Source organism: Natronospirillum sp., assembly GCF_022565775.1.
Taxonomy (GTDB): Bacteria; Pseudomonadota; Gammaproteobacteria; order Pseudomonadales; family Natronospirillaceae; genus Natronospirillum.
Genome location: NZ_JAIUMC010000015.1, coordinates 35,435 through 50,236 on the forward strand (window position 1 = coordinate 35,435; position 14,802 = coordinate 50,236).

13 protein-coding genes are annotated in these 14,802 nt (G+C 58.5%); 8 read left to right on the forward strand and 5 right to left on the reverse strand.

Annotated elements, in window-relative coordinates:
- Positions 1–138 precede the first annotated feature (138 nt).
- Genes secA through mutT form a run of 3 tightly spaced genes read left to right on the forward strand, consistent with a single transcriptional unit; the run spans position 139 to position 4,503 of the window.
- Positions 139–2,853 carry a preprotein translocase subunit SecA gene (gene secA, locus LAT62_RS05370; protein ID WP_293380086.1) on the forward strand — a complete coding sequence of 905 codons (2,715 nt, stop codon included), beginning with the start codon at positions 139–141 and terminating at the stop codon, positions 2,851–2,853.
- Between the two features lies 1 nt (position 2,854).
- The gene (argJ, locus tag LAT62_RS05375) at positions 2,855–4,075 is read left to right on the forward strand and encodes a bifunctional glutamate N-acetyltransferase/amino-acid acetyltransferase ArgJ (protein WP_293380089.1); all 1,221 of its coding nucleotides are present in this window, start codon (positions 2,855–2,857) and stop codon (positions 4,073–4,075) included.
- Positions 4,072–4,503, forward strand: a complete 432-nt coding sequence (gene mutT / locus LAT62_RS05380; protein WP_293380092.1) for an 8-oxo-dGTP diphosphatase MutT — start codon at positions 4,072–4,074, stop codon at positions 4,501–4,503. Before argJ ends, mutT begins: the two co-directional genes overlap by 4 nt.
- Positions 4,504–4,532: 29 nt before the next feature.
- Here the strand turns inward: mutT and yacG are convergent, their stop codons facing one another.
- From yacG to pilB, 5 genes are read right to left on the reverse strand one after another with little or no spacing between them, the layout of a single operon-like run.
- On the reverse strand, positions 4,533–4,751 hold the full coding sequence (gene yacG / locus LAT62_RS05385) for a DNA gyrase inhibitor YacG (protein ID WP_293380095.1): 219 nt from the start codon (positions 4,749–4,751) through the stop codon (positions 4,533–4,535).
- Complete coding sequence (gene coaE, locus LAT62_RS05390; RefSeq protein WP_293380098.1) at positions 4,744–5,346, reverse strand: dephospho-CoA kinase; 603 nt, start codon at positions 5,344–5,346, stop codon at positions 4,744–4,746. The genes yacG and coaE overlap by 8 nt, the downstream gene beginning before the upstream one ends.
- Positions 5,346–6,224 (reverse strand): A24 family peptidase, encoded by an 879-nt coding sequence (locus tag LAT62_RS05395; protein WP_293380101.1) that lies wholly within the window; start codon positions 6,222–6,224, stop codon positions 5,346–5,348. The genes coaE and LAT62_RS05395 overlap by 1 nt, the downstream gene beginning before the upstream one ends.
- Positions 6,224–7,432, reverse strand: a complete 1,209-nt coding sequence (locus tag LAT62_RS05400; RefSeq protein ID WP_293380104.1) for a type II secretion system F family protein — start codon at positions 7,430–7,432, stop codon at positions 6,224–6,226. The genes LAT62_RS05395 and LAT62_RS05400 overlap by 1 nt, the downstream gene beginning before the upstream one ends.
- A 1-nt stretch (position 7,433) precedes the next feature.
- Positions 7,434–9,134, reverse strand: a complete 1,701-nt coding sequence (gene pilB / locus LAT62_RS05405; protein ID WP_293380107.1) for a type IV-A pilus assembly ATPase PilB — start codon at positions 9,132–9,134, stop codon at positions 7,434–7,436.
- A gap of 141 nt (positions 9,135–9,275) precedes the next feature.
- On the opposite strand from pilB, the gene LAT62_RS05410 reads away from it, so the two are divergent.
- The 5 genes from LAT62_RS05410 to LAT62_RS05430 all read left to right on the forward strand — a co-directional run bounded on the left by LAT62_RS05410 (position 9,276) and on the right by LAT62_RS05430 (position 14,750).
- The gene (locus LAT62_RS05410; protein ID WP_293380110.1) at positions 9,276–11,084 is read left to right on the forward strand and encodes an ATP-binding protein; all 1,809 of its coding nucleotides are present in this window, start codon (positions 9,276–9,278) and stop codon (positions 11,082–11,084) included.
- Positions 11,081–12,502 carry a sigma-54 dependent transcriptional regulator gene (locus LAT62_RS05415; RefSeq protein WP_293380113.1) on the forward strand — a complete coding sequence of 474 codons (1,422 nt, stop codon included), beginning with the start codon at positions 11,081–11,083 and terminating at the stop codon, positions 12,500–12,502. Before LAT62_RS05410 ends, LAT62_RS05415 begins: the two co-directional genes overlap by 4 nt.
- A 357-nt stretch (positions 12,503–12,859) precedes the next feature.
- Positions 12,860–13,300, forward strand: coding sequence for a pilin (locus LAT62_RS05420; protein WP_293380117.1), 441 nt, complete (start codon positions 12,860–12,862; stop codon positions 13,298–13,300).
- A 72-nt stretch (positions 13,301–13,372) separates the two neighbouring features.
- Positions 13,373–14,227 (forward strand): hypothetical protein, encoded by an 855-nt coding sequence (locus tag LAT62_RS05425; protein WP_293380120.1) that lies wholly within the window; start codon positions 13,373–13,375, stop codon positions 14,225–14,227.
- A gap of 55 nt (positions 14,228–14,282) precedes the next feature.
- Entirely contained in the window at positions 14,283–14,750 is a 468-nt protein-coding gene (locus LAT62_RS05430) for a pilin (RefSeq protein ID WP_293380123.1), read from the forward strand.
- Positions 14,751–14,802: the final 52 nt, after the last annotated feature.

Here is a 14,802-nt window from a genome sequence, read left to right on the forward strand (position 1 = left end):
CCTGCTGCTTTTCTCTCTTTTGACCCAGTTGTCATTCTGCTCGCCAATCTGTGCTTCTGTGCCCTCTGATGATGTCATAAATGCTTGATTAATCTGGTATAGTAGCGACCATTCAAATTTCAGTAACAGAAGTGTCCAATGTTTACCCAAGTCGCCAAGCTCATCGTCGGGAGCAAGAACGAACGCGAAGTCAAACGGCTGCGCAAGCTGGTAGTCAAAATCAATGCACTGGAAGAAGGTTTGCAGGCGCTGAGCGATGCAGACCTGCAGGCCCGCACGCCGGCGTTGAAACAGCGGCTGCAGGAAGGCGCCACGCTGGACGAGATTCTGCCCGAAGCCTTTGCCGTCTGCCGGGAAGCCAGCCGTCGGGTAATGGGCATGCGCCACTTCGATGTGCAGTTGATCGGCGGCATCGTGCTGCATCAGGGCAAGGTTGCCGAGATGAAGACGGGCGAGGGCAAGACGCTGGTTGCCACCCTGCCGGTCTACCTGAATGCCCTGGACGAAGAAGGCGTGCATATTGTCACGGTCAATGACTATCTGGCGGCCCGTGATGCCAACTGGATGCGCCCCTTGTACGAATTTCTGGGCCTGAGTGTCGGTATTGTCTACAGCCAGCAGGACCCGGAAGAGAAGCGGGCCGCTTATCAGGCCGATGTGACCTACGGCACGAATAACGAAATGGGCTTCGATTACCTGCGCGACAACATGGCCTTCCGCAAGGAAGACAAGTATCAGCGCGGTCAGGTGTTTGCCATTGTCGATGAGGTCGATTCCATCCTGATTGACGAGGCACGTACACCACTGGTCATTTCAGGCCCGGCCGGAGACAGTTCGGAGCTCTATACGACACTGAACCAACTGGTCCCCCGCCTGACGCGTCAGAAGGTCGATGAAGAGGGCGAGATCACCGAACCGGGTGACTTTACCGTCGACGAGAAAGACCGGCTGGTCGAGCTGACCGAGCAGGGTCATGACAGTCTGGAGAAACTGCTGATTGATTCCGAGTTGCTGACCGAGGGCGAATCGCTTTATGCGCCGAACAATCTCGGTCTGTTGCATCATGCCAATGCGGCGTTGCGTGCACACAATCTGTTTCAGCGGGATGTCGACTATCTGGTCAAGGACAATACAGTACTGATCATTGACGAGCACACAGGGCGCACCATGCCCGGACGTCGCTGGAGTGAAGGCCTGCATCAGGCCATAGAGGCGAAGGAAAACCTGCCTATCCAGCGCGAGAACCAGACGCTGGCCTCCACGACCTTCCAGAACTATTTCCGCCTCTATGACAAGCTGGCCGGCATGACCGGTACGGCGGACACCGAGGCCTTCGAGCTGCGCCAGATCTATGGTCTGGACGTTGTGGTCATCCCGACCAACAAACCGATATCCCGGGTGGACAACAACGATCTGGTCTATCTGACCGAGCAGGAGAAATTCGACGCTGTTATTGCCGACATCACCGAATCGGTAAAGAACCAGCGGCCGGTTCTGGTCGGTACAGCCTCCGTCGAGGCGTCAGAGCGCATTTCTGCTGCACTGGACAAGGCCGGCATGAAGCACAATGTGCTGAATGCCAAGAATCACGCCAACGAAGCGCAGATCATTGCCGATGCCGGACGCCCCGGCGCCATCACCATCGCCACCAACATGGCGGGCCGTGGTACCGACATCGTCCTGGGTGGCAATTGGGAGGCCGAAACAAAGCAACTCGAGGAGCCTGATGAAGCCCGCATAGAGGCCATCAAGGCGGACTGGGAGAAGCGCAACGCCGCGGTCATCGAGGCCGGTGGACTGCACATCATCGGTACGGAACGACACGAGTCGCGGCGTATCGACAATCAGCTGCGTGGTCGTGCCGGCCGTCAGGGTGACCCGGGGTCGTCGCGTTTCTACCTGTCTCTGGAAGACCCGTTCATGCGTATTTTCATGTCTGACCGCATGAAATCCATGATGCAGAATCTGGGCATGAAAGAGGGTGAGGCACTGGAAGCCAAGATGGTCTCCAACGCCATCGAGAAAGCTCAGCGCAAGGTGGAGAACCGCAACTTCGACGTGCGCAAGCAGTTGCTCGAATATGACAATGTGGCCAATGACCAGCGTACCGTGGTGTATGGCCAGCGCGACGAGTTCATGGACTCGGAAGATCTCACCGAGATTATCGACAATGTCCGTGCCGACGTGGTCAACGAACTCATCGATGATTTCATACCCCCGGGCAGCCTGCATGAACAGTGGGATGTGGACGGGCTGAAAGAACACCTGCGGTCTTCTTTTTCTGCCAATCTCGATCTGCACCAGTGGCTGGAAGACGATGACCACTTGGGTGAGCAGGGCCTGCGCGATCGAGTCCTGTCCGAGGTTGAGCAACTCTACAAGAAGAAGGAAGATGTCGCCGGTGCGGATGCACTGCGCCGCTTCGAGAAGCAGGTGATGCTGCAGGTGCTGGATCAGCACTGGAAAGACCATTTGCATCAAATGGATCAGCTGCGTCAGGGCATCCATCTTCGAGGCTACGCGCAGAAGAATCCGAAGCAGGAATACAAGAAGGAAGCCTTTGCCCTGTTCGAGGAAATGCTGGGCTCCGTCAAACGCGAAACCATTCGTGTACTGTCGCACGTGCAGGTACGCAGTCGCGAAGAAGTGGAAGAGATGGAACGCAAGCGGGCCGAGCAGGAGCGCGCCATGAAGGAACTGCAGCGCCGTCAGGCAGAATTGCGTGATCAGTTGGAGGCTCAGGGCAAGGATGTACCGGCCAGCGCCGATGCGGTGCCCAAGGTGGGCCGCAACGAGCCCTGCCCCTGTGGTTCAGGCAAGAAGTACAAGCACTGTCATGGCAGGCTGAGCTGAGATGGCGGTCGGCAAGGGCATCGCCACAGACCTGCGCCCGGTGGGTGGTGTGTCGCTGGCGGTTGGGTCTGCCGGAATCAAGACGGCGGGCAAGACAGACCTGGCGCTGATCGAACTGGCTGCCGGCAGTCAGGCTGCCGCGGTATTCACGCGCAACAAATTCTGTGCGGCGCCTGTGCATATCGCGCGTGACCACCTGGGCACAGCGGTGGCGTCCCCCCGGATGCTGCTGATCAATACCGGCAATGCCAATGCCGGGACCGGCCAGCAGGGTCATGCCGACGCACTGGCCTGTTGTCAGACCCTGGCCAAGGCAGCGGGAGTTCCTGTCGAGGCCGTGCTGCCTTTTTCTACCGGCGTCATTGGTGAATACCTGCCCATGGCTCGCATTGAACTGGCGTTACCGGATCTGGCCGCGCAACGTGGGCAGGCCGACTGGTATCAGGTGGCCAATGCCATTCTGACCACGGATACCCGGCCCAAGGGACACTCGGTGGTGGTGCATCTGGGCGATCAGGAAATCACCGTGACCGGCATCAGCAAAGGGTCCGGCATGATCTGCCCGAACATGGCGACCATGCTGGCGTTTGTCTGTACCGATGCCAAACTGGATGCGAAAGACCTGCAGACCCTGCTGCAGGACACCAACGACCAGAGTTTCAATCGCATCACGGTGGATGGCGATACCTCCACCAATGATGCCTGCGTCCTGGCGGCGACAGGTGCGTCCGGCGTGCATCTGCAACCGGGTACGAAAGACTGGTCTCGTTTCCGGGCGGCCGTGCAGGAAGTCATGCTGGAACTGGCGCTGCAGGTTGTGCGGGACGGCGAAGGTGCGACCAAGGTCGTGGCGCTCAGCGTGCACCATGCAGCCACCAGTCAGGAAGCTCTGGATGTGGCCTATACCATCGCCCATTCTCCCCTGTTCAAGACGGCTCTTAGTGCCAGCGACGCCAATTGGGGCCGAATTCTGGCGGCTATCGGTCGCGCCCCGATCGAAGATCTGATATTGGACAAGGTCAGTATTCATCTGGAAGATGTGCCCCTGGTGGCTGGCGGTGAGCGCCATCCGAAATACAGGGAAGAGCAGGGCGCAGCGATTTTTGCCCAGGAAAGGTTTACCATCCATATTGACCTGGATCGGGGCGATGCCACGGAAACCGTGTGGACCACCGATCTGAGCCATGAGTATGTCAGCATCAACGCGGATTACCGAACATGACAGCAGAGCAGGCCATCAGTCCAGTACCGTTGATCAGAGTCGCCGTTGGCGTCGTCGAGACAGCCGAAAATCGAGTGCTGGTAGCGCGCCGACCAGAACACCAGCACCAGGGCGGGCGCTGGGAATTCCCCGGTGGCAAGATCGAAACAGGAGAGTCGCTCGCCGAGGCCCTGATGCGGGAGTTTGCCGAAGAAGTGGGACTGACTCTGGATGTTCCGGTCGACGTCACGCCCTGGCAGGTGATCGAGCACGATTATGGTGATCGTCAGGTGCGTCTTGAAGTGGCCCGCGTCGGCGCTTTTTCCGGCGAGGCTGTTGGCCTGGAAGGTCAGGAAGTGTGCTGGATGCTGGTAACAGAGCTGGACCCTGAGCAGTTTCCGGCCGCCAATGCCGGCATCATAGAGTCACTGCGCGCCGAATGCGCCTGAGAGCAGTGTCGAATTAACCAGACAGGACACTAGTCCCGCTCCAGATCCTCTGACATCAATTCGTCGATGGCCGGTTCACCCGGAATCCGATGGCCTTCGGTGACCCAATCCCCCAGGTCAATCAGATGGCAGCGCTTGCTGCAAAACGGCCGGTAGAGTTCAGCCTTGGTCCATTTGACGGCCTTGCCGCAGGTCGGGCAGGGCACTGACAGCGCGTCGTTTGCGGTGTGCTCTGTTTGATCAGACATGCCTGGCGCGCTCCTGTAGTTTCAGATGCAGGGTTTCAATCGCCGCGGTCAGTGCCTCGGCGGAACCGGTATTATCGACAATCAGGTCGGCCGCCTGCAAGCGCTGCTCGCGGGACCACTGCTTGGCCATGATGCTGCGTACCAGCGCTTCGGAATGACCATCACGAATCACCGTCCGCTCTATCTGCTGGGCTTCTGTTGCATCAACCACCACCACCAGGTCGCACAGGCTGTCCTGTCCGGTTTCCAGCAACAGGGGTGAGTCCAGCACCTGGTATTCGGCCTTCCCCTGATGACTCATCAGTCGTTCACGAATGCGTTCCCGGATGGCTGGGTGGGTGACACCTTCAAGCCAGGCACGCGCTGCGTCATCGGGCAGCACATGCTCGCGCAACCAGGCGCGGTCCAGATTGCCATCCGCCTGCCGGGCTTGCGGAAAGCGCCGCACGATAGCCTCATAGGCCGGCTCGCCGGGTTCCACCACCAGCCGAGCGATGCGGTCGGCATCCGTGACCGGTATGCTGAAATGTTCGTGCAGATAGTGGCTGACGGCGGATTTGCCAGACCCTATCCCGCCGGTGATACCCGCTATCATCAGGCCATGGCCCAGTTCAGGTAGGCGCTGACCAGTTGCTCACCCCAGAAATAGTAGACGCAGGCCGCAGCGCACAGATAGGGACCAAAGGCGATCGGGATCTGGCGGTCCCGTCCGGCGAGCAGAATCATCAGACCACCGGCCAGCGCGCCGACCAGTGACGCCAGCAGAATGATCATCGGCAGGGCCGACCAGCCGAACCAGGCGCCGAAGACAGCAAAGAGTTTGAAATCGCCATAGCCCATGCCTTCCTTGCCGGTGAGCAGGCGAAAGCCATGATAGACCGACCAGAGCGACAGGTAGCCGGCCATGGCGCCGATCACGCTGTCCTGCAGGCCGGTGCCGGTCAGGCCCAGCAGGCTGGCCAGCAGTCCTGCCCACAGCAACGGCAGGGTTATCTGGTCGGGCAACAACTGGGTATCCAGATCAATGAAGGTCAGGGCGATCAGGGCCCAGAAAAAGGCCAGCCAGACCAGGGTTTCCAGCCCCGGTTGAAGGGTCAGCGCCACGGCCAGACTGAAGGCGCCAGTCAGTGCCTCAACCATGGGGTAGCGCGGGCTGATGCCGGTGCCACACTGGCTGCAGCGGCCGCGCAGCCACAGCCAACTCAGGCAGGGGATGTTTTCATACCAGCGAATGGTGTGGCCGCACTGCGGGCAGCGCGAGCGAGGCACGGCCAGATTGAAGGGCTCAGTAGCGGGCTCCGGGCCCTCCTGGCCGAGGACGGCACTGGCTTCTGACTGCCATTGGCGCTCCAGCATCACCGGCAGGCGCAGGATGACCACATTCAGAAAACTGCCCACCAGCAAACCCAGCAGGGTAGCCGAAACGAGGTGGAGCGCAGGGAAGGCGGTCAGGATGGCGGCAAAATCCGCCATCAGATGACCGACCCCATCATGAAGATGGGCAGGTACATGGAAATCAGCAGCCCGCCAACCACAATGGCCAGAAACGCCATGATGAACGGCTCGATCATCGCCGTCAGGCCATCCACCAGGCTGTCGACCTCTTCTTCATAAATATTGGCCGCACGGCCCAGCATGTCATCCAGTGAGCCGGCTTCCTCGCCGATGGTCACCATCTGCACCAGCATGGGTGGGAACAGATCCTGATTGTTCATCGACTGGTTCAGCTCGGTGCCCGACTCGACGTCCGCCCTAACCCGGTCAATGGCATTCGAAAATACGATATTGCCCGACGCGCCGGCAGCAGAGCGCAGCGCGTCTACCAGCGGTACACCGGCGGCGAAGGTGGTCGACAGCGTTCGTGCATAGCGTGCAATCGCCGCTGTGCGCGTCAGTTTGCCGATGATCGGAAGGCGCACCATCAGTTTCTGCACGCTTTGCCGGAAACTTCGGGAGCGCCGCATGGCCTGAAAGAAGGCCACCAGGGAACCGACAATGCCCACAAACAGATACAGGATGTTGGCCGCCAGCCAGTCGGAAAGGTTGACCACCATCTGGGTCAGCACAGGCAGGTCAGCGCCGAACCCCTGAAACATGTCGGCGAAAACCGGGACCACCCGCCACAACAGCACGATGGTGACCACCACAGCAAACACCAGCACGACGATCGGGTAGGTCAGCGCCTTGCGGATTTTCTTCTTCAGTGATTCCGACTTTTCCTTGTACAGTGCAATGCGCGACAGCATGGTTTCCAGCGCACCGGACTGTTCGCCCGATTCGACCAGGTTGCAGTAGAGATCATCGAAGTAGTAGTCATTGGCACGCAGCGCATCGGCCAGCGTGCCCCCGCTGGACACCCGCTCCTTGATGTCCAGTACCAGTTGGCGCATTTTCGGCTTTTCCAGCCCGTTGGCCACGATATCGAAGGATTTGATCAGCGGCACACCGGCGCGCATCATGGTGGCCATCTGGCGCGTGAACTGGGCAATGTCCTCCGAGCCGATGCGATTGTTGCCCAGGCTCAAAGGCTGGCGCTGCTTGGCAATCTTCTTGACCTTGACGCCCTGCTTGCGCAGTTCCGCACGGGCCAAAGCTGCATTCTGCTGATTGATCACGCCTTTGATCGGCTTGCCCTTGCTGTCCGAGCCCTGGTATTCGAAGGAGATGGTTTTCGTCGCCATATCAGTGTTCCGATGTTACACGGTTGATTTCTTCCAGCGAGGTCACACCCTGCGCGGCCTTCAGCAGGCCGGAGCGTCGCAGGTCATTGAAGCCCTCTTTGCGGAACTGTTCATCCAGTTGGATTGAATTGCCCTCTTCCATGATAATACGCGAGATGGCAGGCGTAATACGCACCACTTCGTAAACGCCCACCCGGCCCTTGTAGCCCTTGTTGCAGGCGCTGCAGCCGACCGGTTGATACAGCGTCGCTTCGGCCAGCAGGTCGTCATCAAAGCCTTCCCGGCGCAAGGTGTCTTCCGGAATCTCGGCCGGCTTCTTGCACTGGCTGCACAGGCGCCGCGCCAGCCGCTGGGCAATGATGACATTGATGGTGGTGGCCAGGTTGAATGACGGTACGCCCATGTTGAGCAGTCGCGTCAGGGTTTCAGCAGCGCTGTTGGTGTGCAGGGTTGACATCACCATGTGCCCGGTCTGGGCCGCCTTGATGGCGATGGCGGCGGTTTCCAGGTCGCGTATCTCCCCGACCATGATGACATCCGGGTCCTGGCGCAGAAACGAGCGCAAGGCAGACGCGAAATCCAGGCCGACCTTGGCGTTCACATTGACCTGATTGATCCCTTCCAGATTGATCTCGACCGGGTCTTCCGCCGTGGAAATATTGACCCCTTCCTGATTGACGATATTGATGCCGGTGTAGAGCGAGACGGTCTTGCCGGAGCCGGTCGGACCGGTGACCAGAATCATGCCCTGGGGTTTCGACAGAGCCGTCATGTAGTGCTGTTTCTGGTCGGGTTCATAGCCCAGCGCATCAATGCCCAGCTTGGCACTGGACGGGTCCAGTATCCGCAACACCACCTTTTCACCGAACAGGGTGGGCAAGGTGTTCATGCGAAAGTCGATGGCCTTGTTGCGCGAAATGCGCAGCTTGATGCGGCCATCCTGTGGCACACGGCGCTCGGAGATATCCAGATTGCCCAGAATCTTCAGGCGCGCGGTAATCTTGGGGGCCAGTTGAATCGGCGGCTTGGCCGCTGTCTGCAATACGCCATCGATGCGAATCCGCACCCGGTAGGAGCGCTCATAGGGCTCGAAATGCAGGTCCGAAGCCCCTTTCTTGATGGCACTGAGCAGCATCTGCTGTACGAAGCGCACAATGGGGGCGTCGTCCGAGCCGGAAATGTCGGTGCGCTCTTCCTGCTCCTGCGCCTCGTCGACAACATCCAGTTCTTCGAAGTCGCCGTCGTCCAGGCCTTCCAGGGCGGACGGGCCCTCATCGGCGGCCTCTTCCAGCATGACAGCCAGCTTGTCTTCCTCTACCAGCACCGGCTCGGTGGTCAGCCCGGTGGCAAAGCGCATTTCATCCAACGCGGCCAGATTGGTCGGGTCCGACAGGGCCACATAGAGCCGGTTGCCCCGCTTGAACAGGGGCAGCGCGCGGTGGTGCTGGATCAGCTTGGTCTCGACAAGATCTTTGGGCAGCAACTCGCGATCGAAGGCCGCCAGGTCCAGCATGGGAATACCGAACTCCTCGCTGGACATGGTGGCCAGCGAGCGGGCATCAGCCAGACTGTTCTGCACCAGGTAGGCTACCAGCGGCGTCTTGTCGCGCGCTGCAGTCTGCTGAGCGTCTTTCAGGCGGTCTTCCGTGATGATACCCCGGTCGACCAGTCGCTTGCCCAAACCGGACAGTACTGTGGTCATGGAAAATCTGTTATTGTCAGCTAATATGGAAAACCATTGTAACAGGACTTTTGCGCAGCACTAGGTGTGTGTGCCTCGCACATGGCTCAAGGCCTGAAACAGTTCACAGTATGGTAATAACATAGCAGAGCAGGACGCCACATGACCGCACGCCCCGTCGCCAAGCCGGCCGCCCGCAAGGCCAGCCCCGCAATCACCGAAATAGTTGAAACCGACGCCGAGTCGCGCAGCCGCAATTACAGTTGGCGGCTGCTGATGGTGCTCAATCTTTATCGATTGATAGTAGCGGGTGCCTGTGTGTTTCTTGCCGGTTTGAGTCTGTTGCCGGACTGGTGGCCGAACTATCTGGCGCGACTGTTCTATGAAGTCGGCGTGCTTTATCTGTTGCTGGGCACCCTGATCATCTGGCCGCTGGTGCGGCGTAAACCGTCATTGTCACTGCAACTGCTCGCCGGTGTCTTGCTGGATGTCGCGGCCATGGTGGTGCTGATTTATGCCAGTGGTGGGGTAGACGGCGGGGTCGCTCTACTATTGATGATCAGCATTATCGGCGCCAGCCTGATCTCGGAAGGGCGCATGGCACTGTTTTTTGCCTCCATCGGCACCCTGGCCATTCTGGTGCAGGAAGTCTATGTGCACTGGAATGTGTTCAGTGGCGACGGCAATTTCCCGGTGGCCGGCCTGATGGGCATGGCCCTCTTTGCGGTGGCAGCTCTGGCTCATGTGTTGGGCCGGCGCAGCCGCCTCAATGAGGCCCTTGCCGCGCAGCGCGGCCTGGATCTGGCCAATATGGCGCAGTTGACCGATTATGTAATTCAGCAGATGGACACCGGTATTGTCGTCCTCGACATAGAAGGCCGAGTGCGCCTGATCAACCGTGCGGCGCGGCATTTGCTCCAGATCGAAGGCCGGCCGAGAGAACTCAGAGCCTGTTCCACCGAGCTGGCGCGTGCCGTGCGCCAGTGGGTGCGGCAGGACCCGGGGGCGCGGCGGCGTCATTTGATCAATGCCGCCCAGCATCCGCTGCTGGTGCAGTATCGCCGCATCGGCTCGGGGTTGGACCAGAGCGCGTTGATATTCATGGATGACGCAGCCGCCACAGCAGAACAGGCCCAGCAGCTCAAGCTGGTGGCCTGGGGTCGACTGACCGCCAGCCTGGCGCATGAGGTGCGCAACCCGCTGGGCGCTATCGGCCATGCCGCCGCACTGCTGGCCGAATCCACCGACCTGGCCACCGACGACAAGCGGCTGGTCAGTATCGTGCAGGAGCACACCGGTCGCATCAATCGTCTGATTGAAAACGTCATGCAACTGGGCAAGCGTGATCGCCATGAACCACAGAAGCTGACACTGAACCAGTTCCTGCCGCGCTTTCTGCGCTCGTTCAACGAGAGCCAGGGCGTGAACAAGGCCCCGATCCAGATCATCTCGGGTCGCGACACCACGCTGGCCTGGTGTGACCCCAGCCACCTGCAGCAGATACTGACCAACCTGTGTCAGAATGCCGTGCGCCACGCCGGCTCCGGCGGAGAGCCGAGAATCCGCATTGCGTTCGGGCGCTTGCAGGATGAGCAGGTCTATGTCGATGTGCTGGACAACGGGCCGGGTGTATCGCCTGATCGGCGAAAGTCGCTGTTCCGACCCTTCTTCACCACCCAGCCTGAGGGCACCGGGCTTGGGCTGTATCTGTCCCGTGAGCTGGCTCAGGCCAATCAGGGCGACCTGCAATACCGCGAGCCGGCGCATGGCGGCGCCTGCTTCCGGGTGACGCTCAAGGCCTCGCAGGAAGAAAGCCTGCCCCGCCAAGCCAGAGGTGAGGATCGGCGCAAGGCGCCAGCACCCGTAAGCAAGCAGCCCGTTGCTGGCAAAACGACCAAAACAGAGCCAGTCGCTGAAAGCGCCAAACCGGCAGATCCGGGCAGCAAAGAGGCAGGCAAGGCCGGTACATGACGCAGGAACCCCAGGCTGCGAAAGCCCGAGTGCTGATCATCGATGACGAGCCGGATATTCGTGAACTACTGGTGATGACCTTGCAGCGCATGGGCCTGCAAGCCGTCGAGGCCGGCACGCTGGAGGACTCCCGGCGCCATTTGGGTGAGCAGACGTTTGATCTCTGCCTGACCGACATGAAACTGCCCGACGGTGACGGCATAGAACTGGTGCGCTACCTGCAGGCGCAGTTTCCCCGCTTGCCCGTCGTCATGATTACCGCCCACGGCAATATGGAGACGGCCATCGAGGCATTGAAGGCGGGTGCCTTCGATTTTCTCAACAAGCCGCTTGATCTGCAGCATCTGCGCGATCTGATCCGGTCGGCCGTGCGTCTGGGCAAGGAGCCGGTGTTGCCTGGTCAGTCAGAGGCGCCGCCGCTTCTGGGGACTTCTCCCGCCATGGAAGAGGTGCGCGCCCTGATCAACAAGGTGGCACGCAGTCAGGCGCCGGTGTATATCAGCGGTGAGTCGGGCACCGGCAAGGAGCTGGCTGCCCGCCAGATTCATGCCCTCAGCGCACGTGCCGAGCAGCCGTTTGTCGCGGTCAACTGTGGCGCCATTCCGCGGGAACTGATGGAAAGCGAACTGTTCGGCCATGTCAAAGGCAGCTTCACCGGCGCCTACAGCGACAAGCCGGGCCTGTTTCGTGCGGCAGACGGCGGCACCCTGTTTCTGGATGAGGTCGCCGAACTGCCGCTGGATATGCAGGTCAAGCTGTTGCGCGTACTGCAGGAAAAATCCATCCGGCCGGTCGGCGCCGCGAAAGAGCAGCGTGTCGACGTGCGGCTGCTCAGTGCGACGCACCGCGACCTTGCTGCCTGGGTGGACGCCGGACGTTTCCGCCAGGATCTGTTCTACCGGTTGAATGTCATTGGCGTGCATCTGCCGCCGTTGCGCGAGCGGCCTCAGGATGTGCTGGTGCTGAGTCGACACATTCTGAACCGATTGGCTTCTGATATGGACATGCGAATACCCGAGCTGACAGAATCTGCGGCCGATGCGCTGAGTGCACATTCTTTTCCGGGCAATGTGCGCGAACTGGAAAATATACTCGAAAGAGCGCTGACCTTGTCCGATGGAGGGGCCATCGAGCCAGAAGACCTGCAGTTGCTGCCTGCGGTTCAGGGACAGTCCACAGTCATGGGTGCGGCCGGCTCTGACAGGGCCAGACAATCTTCCGTCGGCAGTGACGACGACTTACTGGCGGCAGCCCGCGAACTGGGTCTGGAGGCCTGCCTAGAGGACGTCGAACGCGTATTGATTCGCCAGGCACTGCGCGATAATGACGGCAACCGAACCGCCACGGCGCGGGAACTGGGGATATCTTTTCGGGCCTTGCGCTACCGCCTGAAAAAGCTTGATCTTGACGACGAGTGACGTTCAGCGTCAGGTGAGGTGACGCTCAGTGTCACATCTGCCCTTGAGCGTTGCCCCGTAAAGCCGTGCTTTTCTCTGTCCATTCGATGCACACCCGCCGAAATGAGCACCCGTTGGCATTTTTGTGCAATAATCTGACGGTTGGCACGAGTCTGGCAATGTAATTATGACACAACCGATAGAGCGACTTTCAGTGCTCCAGTTCACAAAACGGGAATCTGGAGCCCCAAGTTGACCCTTCGGGTATGGCGATAGCAACCAAACTAGGGTAGCTTTGCGCCTACACGGTTCCGGGCCACCTGCCAGTGTTCGGTGCCGGTTTAAAAGAAAGCAGTCTTAATCCGATGGAGACATAACATGCAAAATCAGAAAGGTTTCAGTTTGATCGAACTGATGATCGTCGTAGCGATCATCGGTATCCTGGCTGCGGTAGCCATTCCGCAGTATCAGAACTATATTGCGCGTTCACAATTCTCAGAATCTCACTCAATGCTGGGGGCGGCGAGAGTGTCCGTTCAAGAGCGAGTGGATTCTGGTCAAACGTTTAATTTTGCTGACCTGGGACTCCAGACAAACGGTTCGTACGGCAATGTGACGGGTGGTGATGTTGGTACAGCACTGGCAACTGACGATACCTATGTGCTGACATACACGTTCGCAGGCGCCAACCCTCGACTCAACACTGAGACCGTAACCTACACATATACAGCGGGCCAGGGAATTTGGGTCTGTGATACGACAGTGGCAAATGAGCTCGCTTCGAACTGCGATGGAGCTCCGCCAGCCTCTGGAAGTTAATACTAACTTGAACGACTAGCGGTATAATGGAGCCCCCGAGTACTCGGGGGCTTTTTTTTGGGATTTATAAAAATGAATTCACGAGCCCTAACTGCCAGAAAATTCATCTTATTTATAGCAGTAGTTTGTCTCCTGGCCATGTGGGTGGCAGTCGTTGTAGTGGACTTTCTGAACCTTGGCGAGTTGCAGCATCAAGTGATCGCGATCACCAATTCTGGTTTACCGTTATTGTGGTACTGGCTGTTTCGAGAAGGTCAACTGGTAGAGATGGTGCAGTGGTTATTGCTGGGTTGTTCTGCTGTGGCAATGTTTTTTACATTCCGGCAATTGCGATCAGTGGCCGACCAGACAACACAAATAGCTATGATCATACTGTGTTTCGGTCTTACCCTAATGCTTGTAGAAGACAGCATGAATTTTCGGCATGTTATGGCTTCTATCGTTTTCATCCCGTGGCTGACGGATGTAAGCAACCTCACCTCAACTGAAGTTCGAATGATTTGGGAATTGACGTTCTATCTAGTGCTGGCAATTTGTATGGCCGTACCAGTCTGGTTGTTTTGGAAGGCACGAATTCTGAGCGCTGGCACGATTGTTTGGCTAGTACCTGCATACGGAGTATACGGTCTTGTAGGCTTCGGCTCGGCATTGCGCCGTTTGGGAAGTTGGCAGGAAAGACTTGGTGAGCATATCATCCACCGGTTTTCTCTGTTGGAGTTACCGGCTTGGTCTCAGTCCAACGAACTGCTGTTTAATCACCCAATCTGGACGCCACCATCCGCGAATTACCTTGGATATTTGCTTGTAGACCACCTGTTTGAGGAGTCTATCGAATTGATTGCCGCGATACTTCTGTTTGTTGCAATGACGAGATTGGCTGGTGACTTATTGGGAAGGTGCGACGCTATTCAACCAATTCGACGTTAACTTCGGCATGCCCTGTGCATTCTATTCATGACGCCAACCTGAAACAGCCGAGCGAATGATGCAACAACAACAGGGATTAACGCTTATTGAGTTGATGATCGTAACCACGATTGTTGGCATTCTGGCTGCGATAGCCATTCCTCAGTATCAAAACTATCTGGCTCGAACGCAGTTTATTGAATCGCATAGTCTGTTAGGTGCGGTTCGTGGTCCGGTCCAGCAATATGCCTATGAAAATCAAGTATTCGGGTTTGCGGACCTCGACGTCCAGACCACCGGCCAATATGGCAGCATTGAAGTCAATGGCGCCCTGGATCTCAGTGATGCGCTCGAGGGGGGTGATACCTACAGTGTGCGCTACGAATTTGGCGCCAATGGCCAGAGCGCAGCGCCTGGCCTGTCAGGGCGGTTTGTGTCCTATAGCTACAATGTGAACACGGAAATCTGGACCTGTGGCACCAATGTGCCGCAGAACCTGGTGACCAACTGCCCGGGCGCGCTGGCGGATGCCGGGGTCAATTAGTGTCCCGAGTGGTTAATTCGTCAACTTCTGCGTGCGGTCTGCGGTTACTGGC

Coding starts and splice junctions, on each gene's coding strand:
- secA (WP_293380086.1), top strand. CDS start 139: ATGTTTACCCAAGTCGCCAAGCTCATCGTCGGGAGCAAGAACGAACGC.
- argJ (WP_293380089.1), top strand. CDS start 2,855: ATGGCGGTCGGCAAGGGCATCGCCACAGACCTGCGCCCGGTGGGTGGT.
- mutT (WP_293380092.1), top strand. CDS start 4,072: ATGACAGCAGAGCAGGCCATCAGTCCAGTACCGTTGATCAGAGTCGCC.
- yacG (WP_293380095.1), bottom strand. CDS start 4,751: ATGTCTGATCAAACAGAGCACACCGCAAACGACGCGCTGTCAGTGCCC.
- coaE (WP_293380098.1), bottom strand. CDS start 5,346: ATGATAGCGGGTATCACCGGCGGGATAGGGTCTGGCAAATCCGCCGTC.
- LAT62_RS05395 (WP_293380101.1), bottom strand. CDS start 6,224: ATGGCGGATTTTGCCGCCATCCTGACCGCCTTCCCTGCGCTCCACCTC.
- LAT62_RS05400 (WP_293380104.1), bottom strand. CDS start 7,432: ATGGCGACGAAAACCATCTCCTTCGAATACCAGGGCTCGGACAGCAAG.
- pilB (WP_293380107.1), bottom strand. CDS start 9,134: ATGACCACAGTACTGTCCGGTTTGGGCAAGCGACTGGTCGACCGGGGT.
- LAT62_RS05410 (WP_293380110.1), top strand. CDS start 9,276: ATGACCGCACGCCCCGTCGCCAAGCCGGCCGCCCGCAAGGCCAGCCCC.
- LAT62_RS05415 (WP_293380113.1), top strand. CDS start 11,081: ATGACGCAGGAACCCCAGGCTGCGAAAGCCCGAGTGCTGATCATCGAT.
- LAT62_RS05420 (WP_293380117.1), top strand. CDS start 12,860: ATGCAAAATCAGAAAGGTTTCAGTTTGATCGAACTGATGATCGTCGTA.
- LAT62_RS05425 (WP_293380120.1), top strand. CDS start 13,373: ATGAATTCACGAGCCCTAACTGCCAGAAAATTCATCTTATTTATAGCA.
- LAT62_RS05430 (WP_293380123.1), top strand. CDS start 14,283: ATGATGCAACAACAACAGGGATTAACGCTTATTGAGTTGATGATCGTA.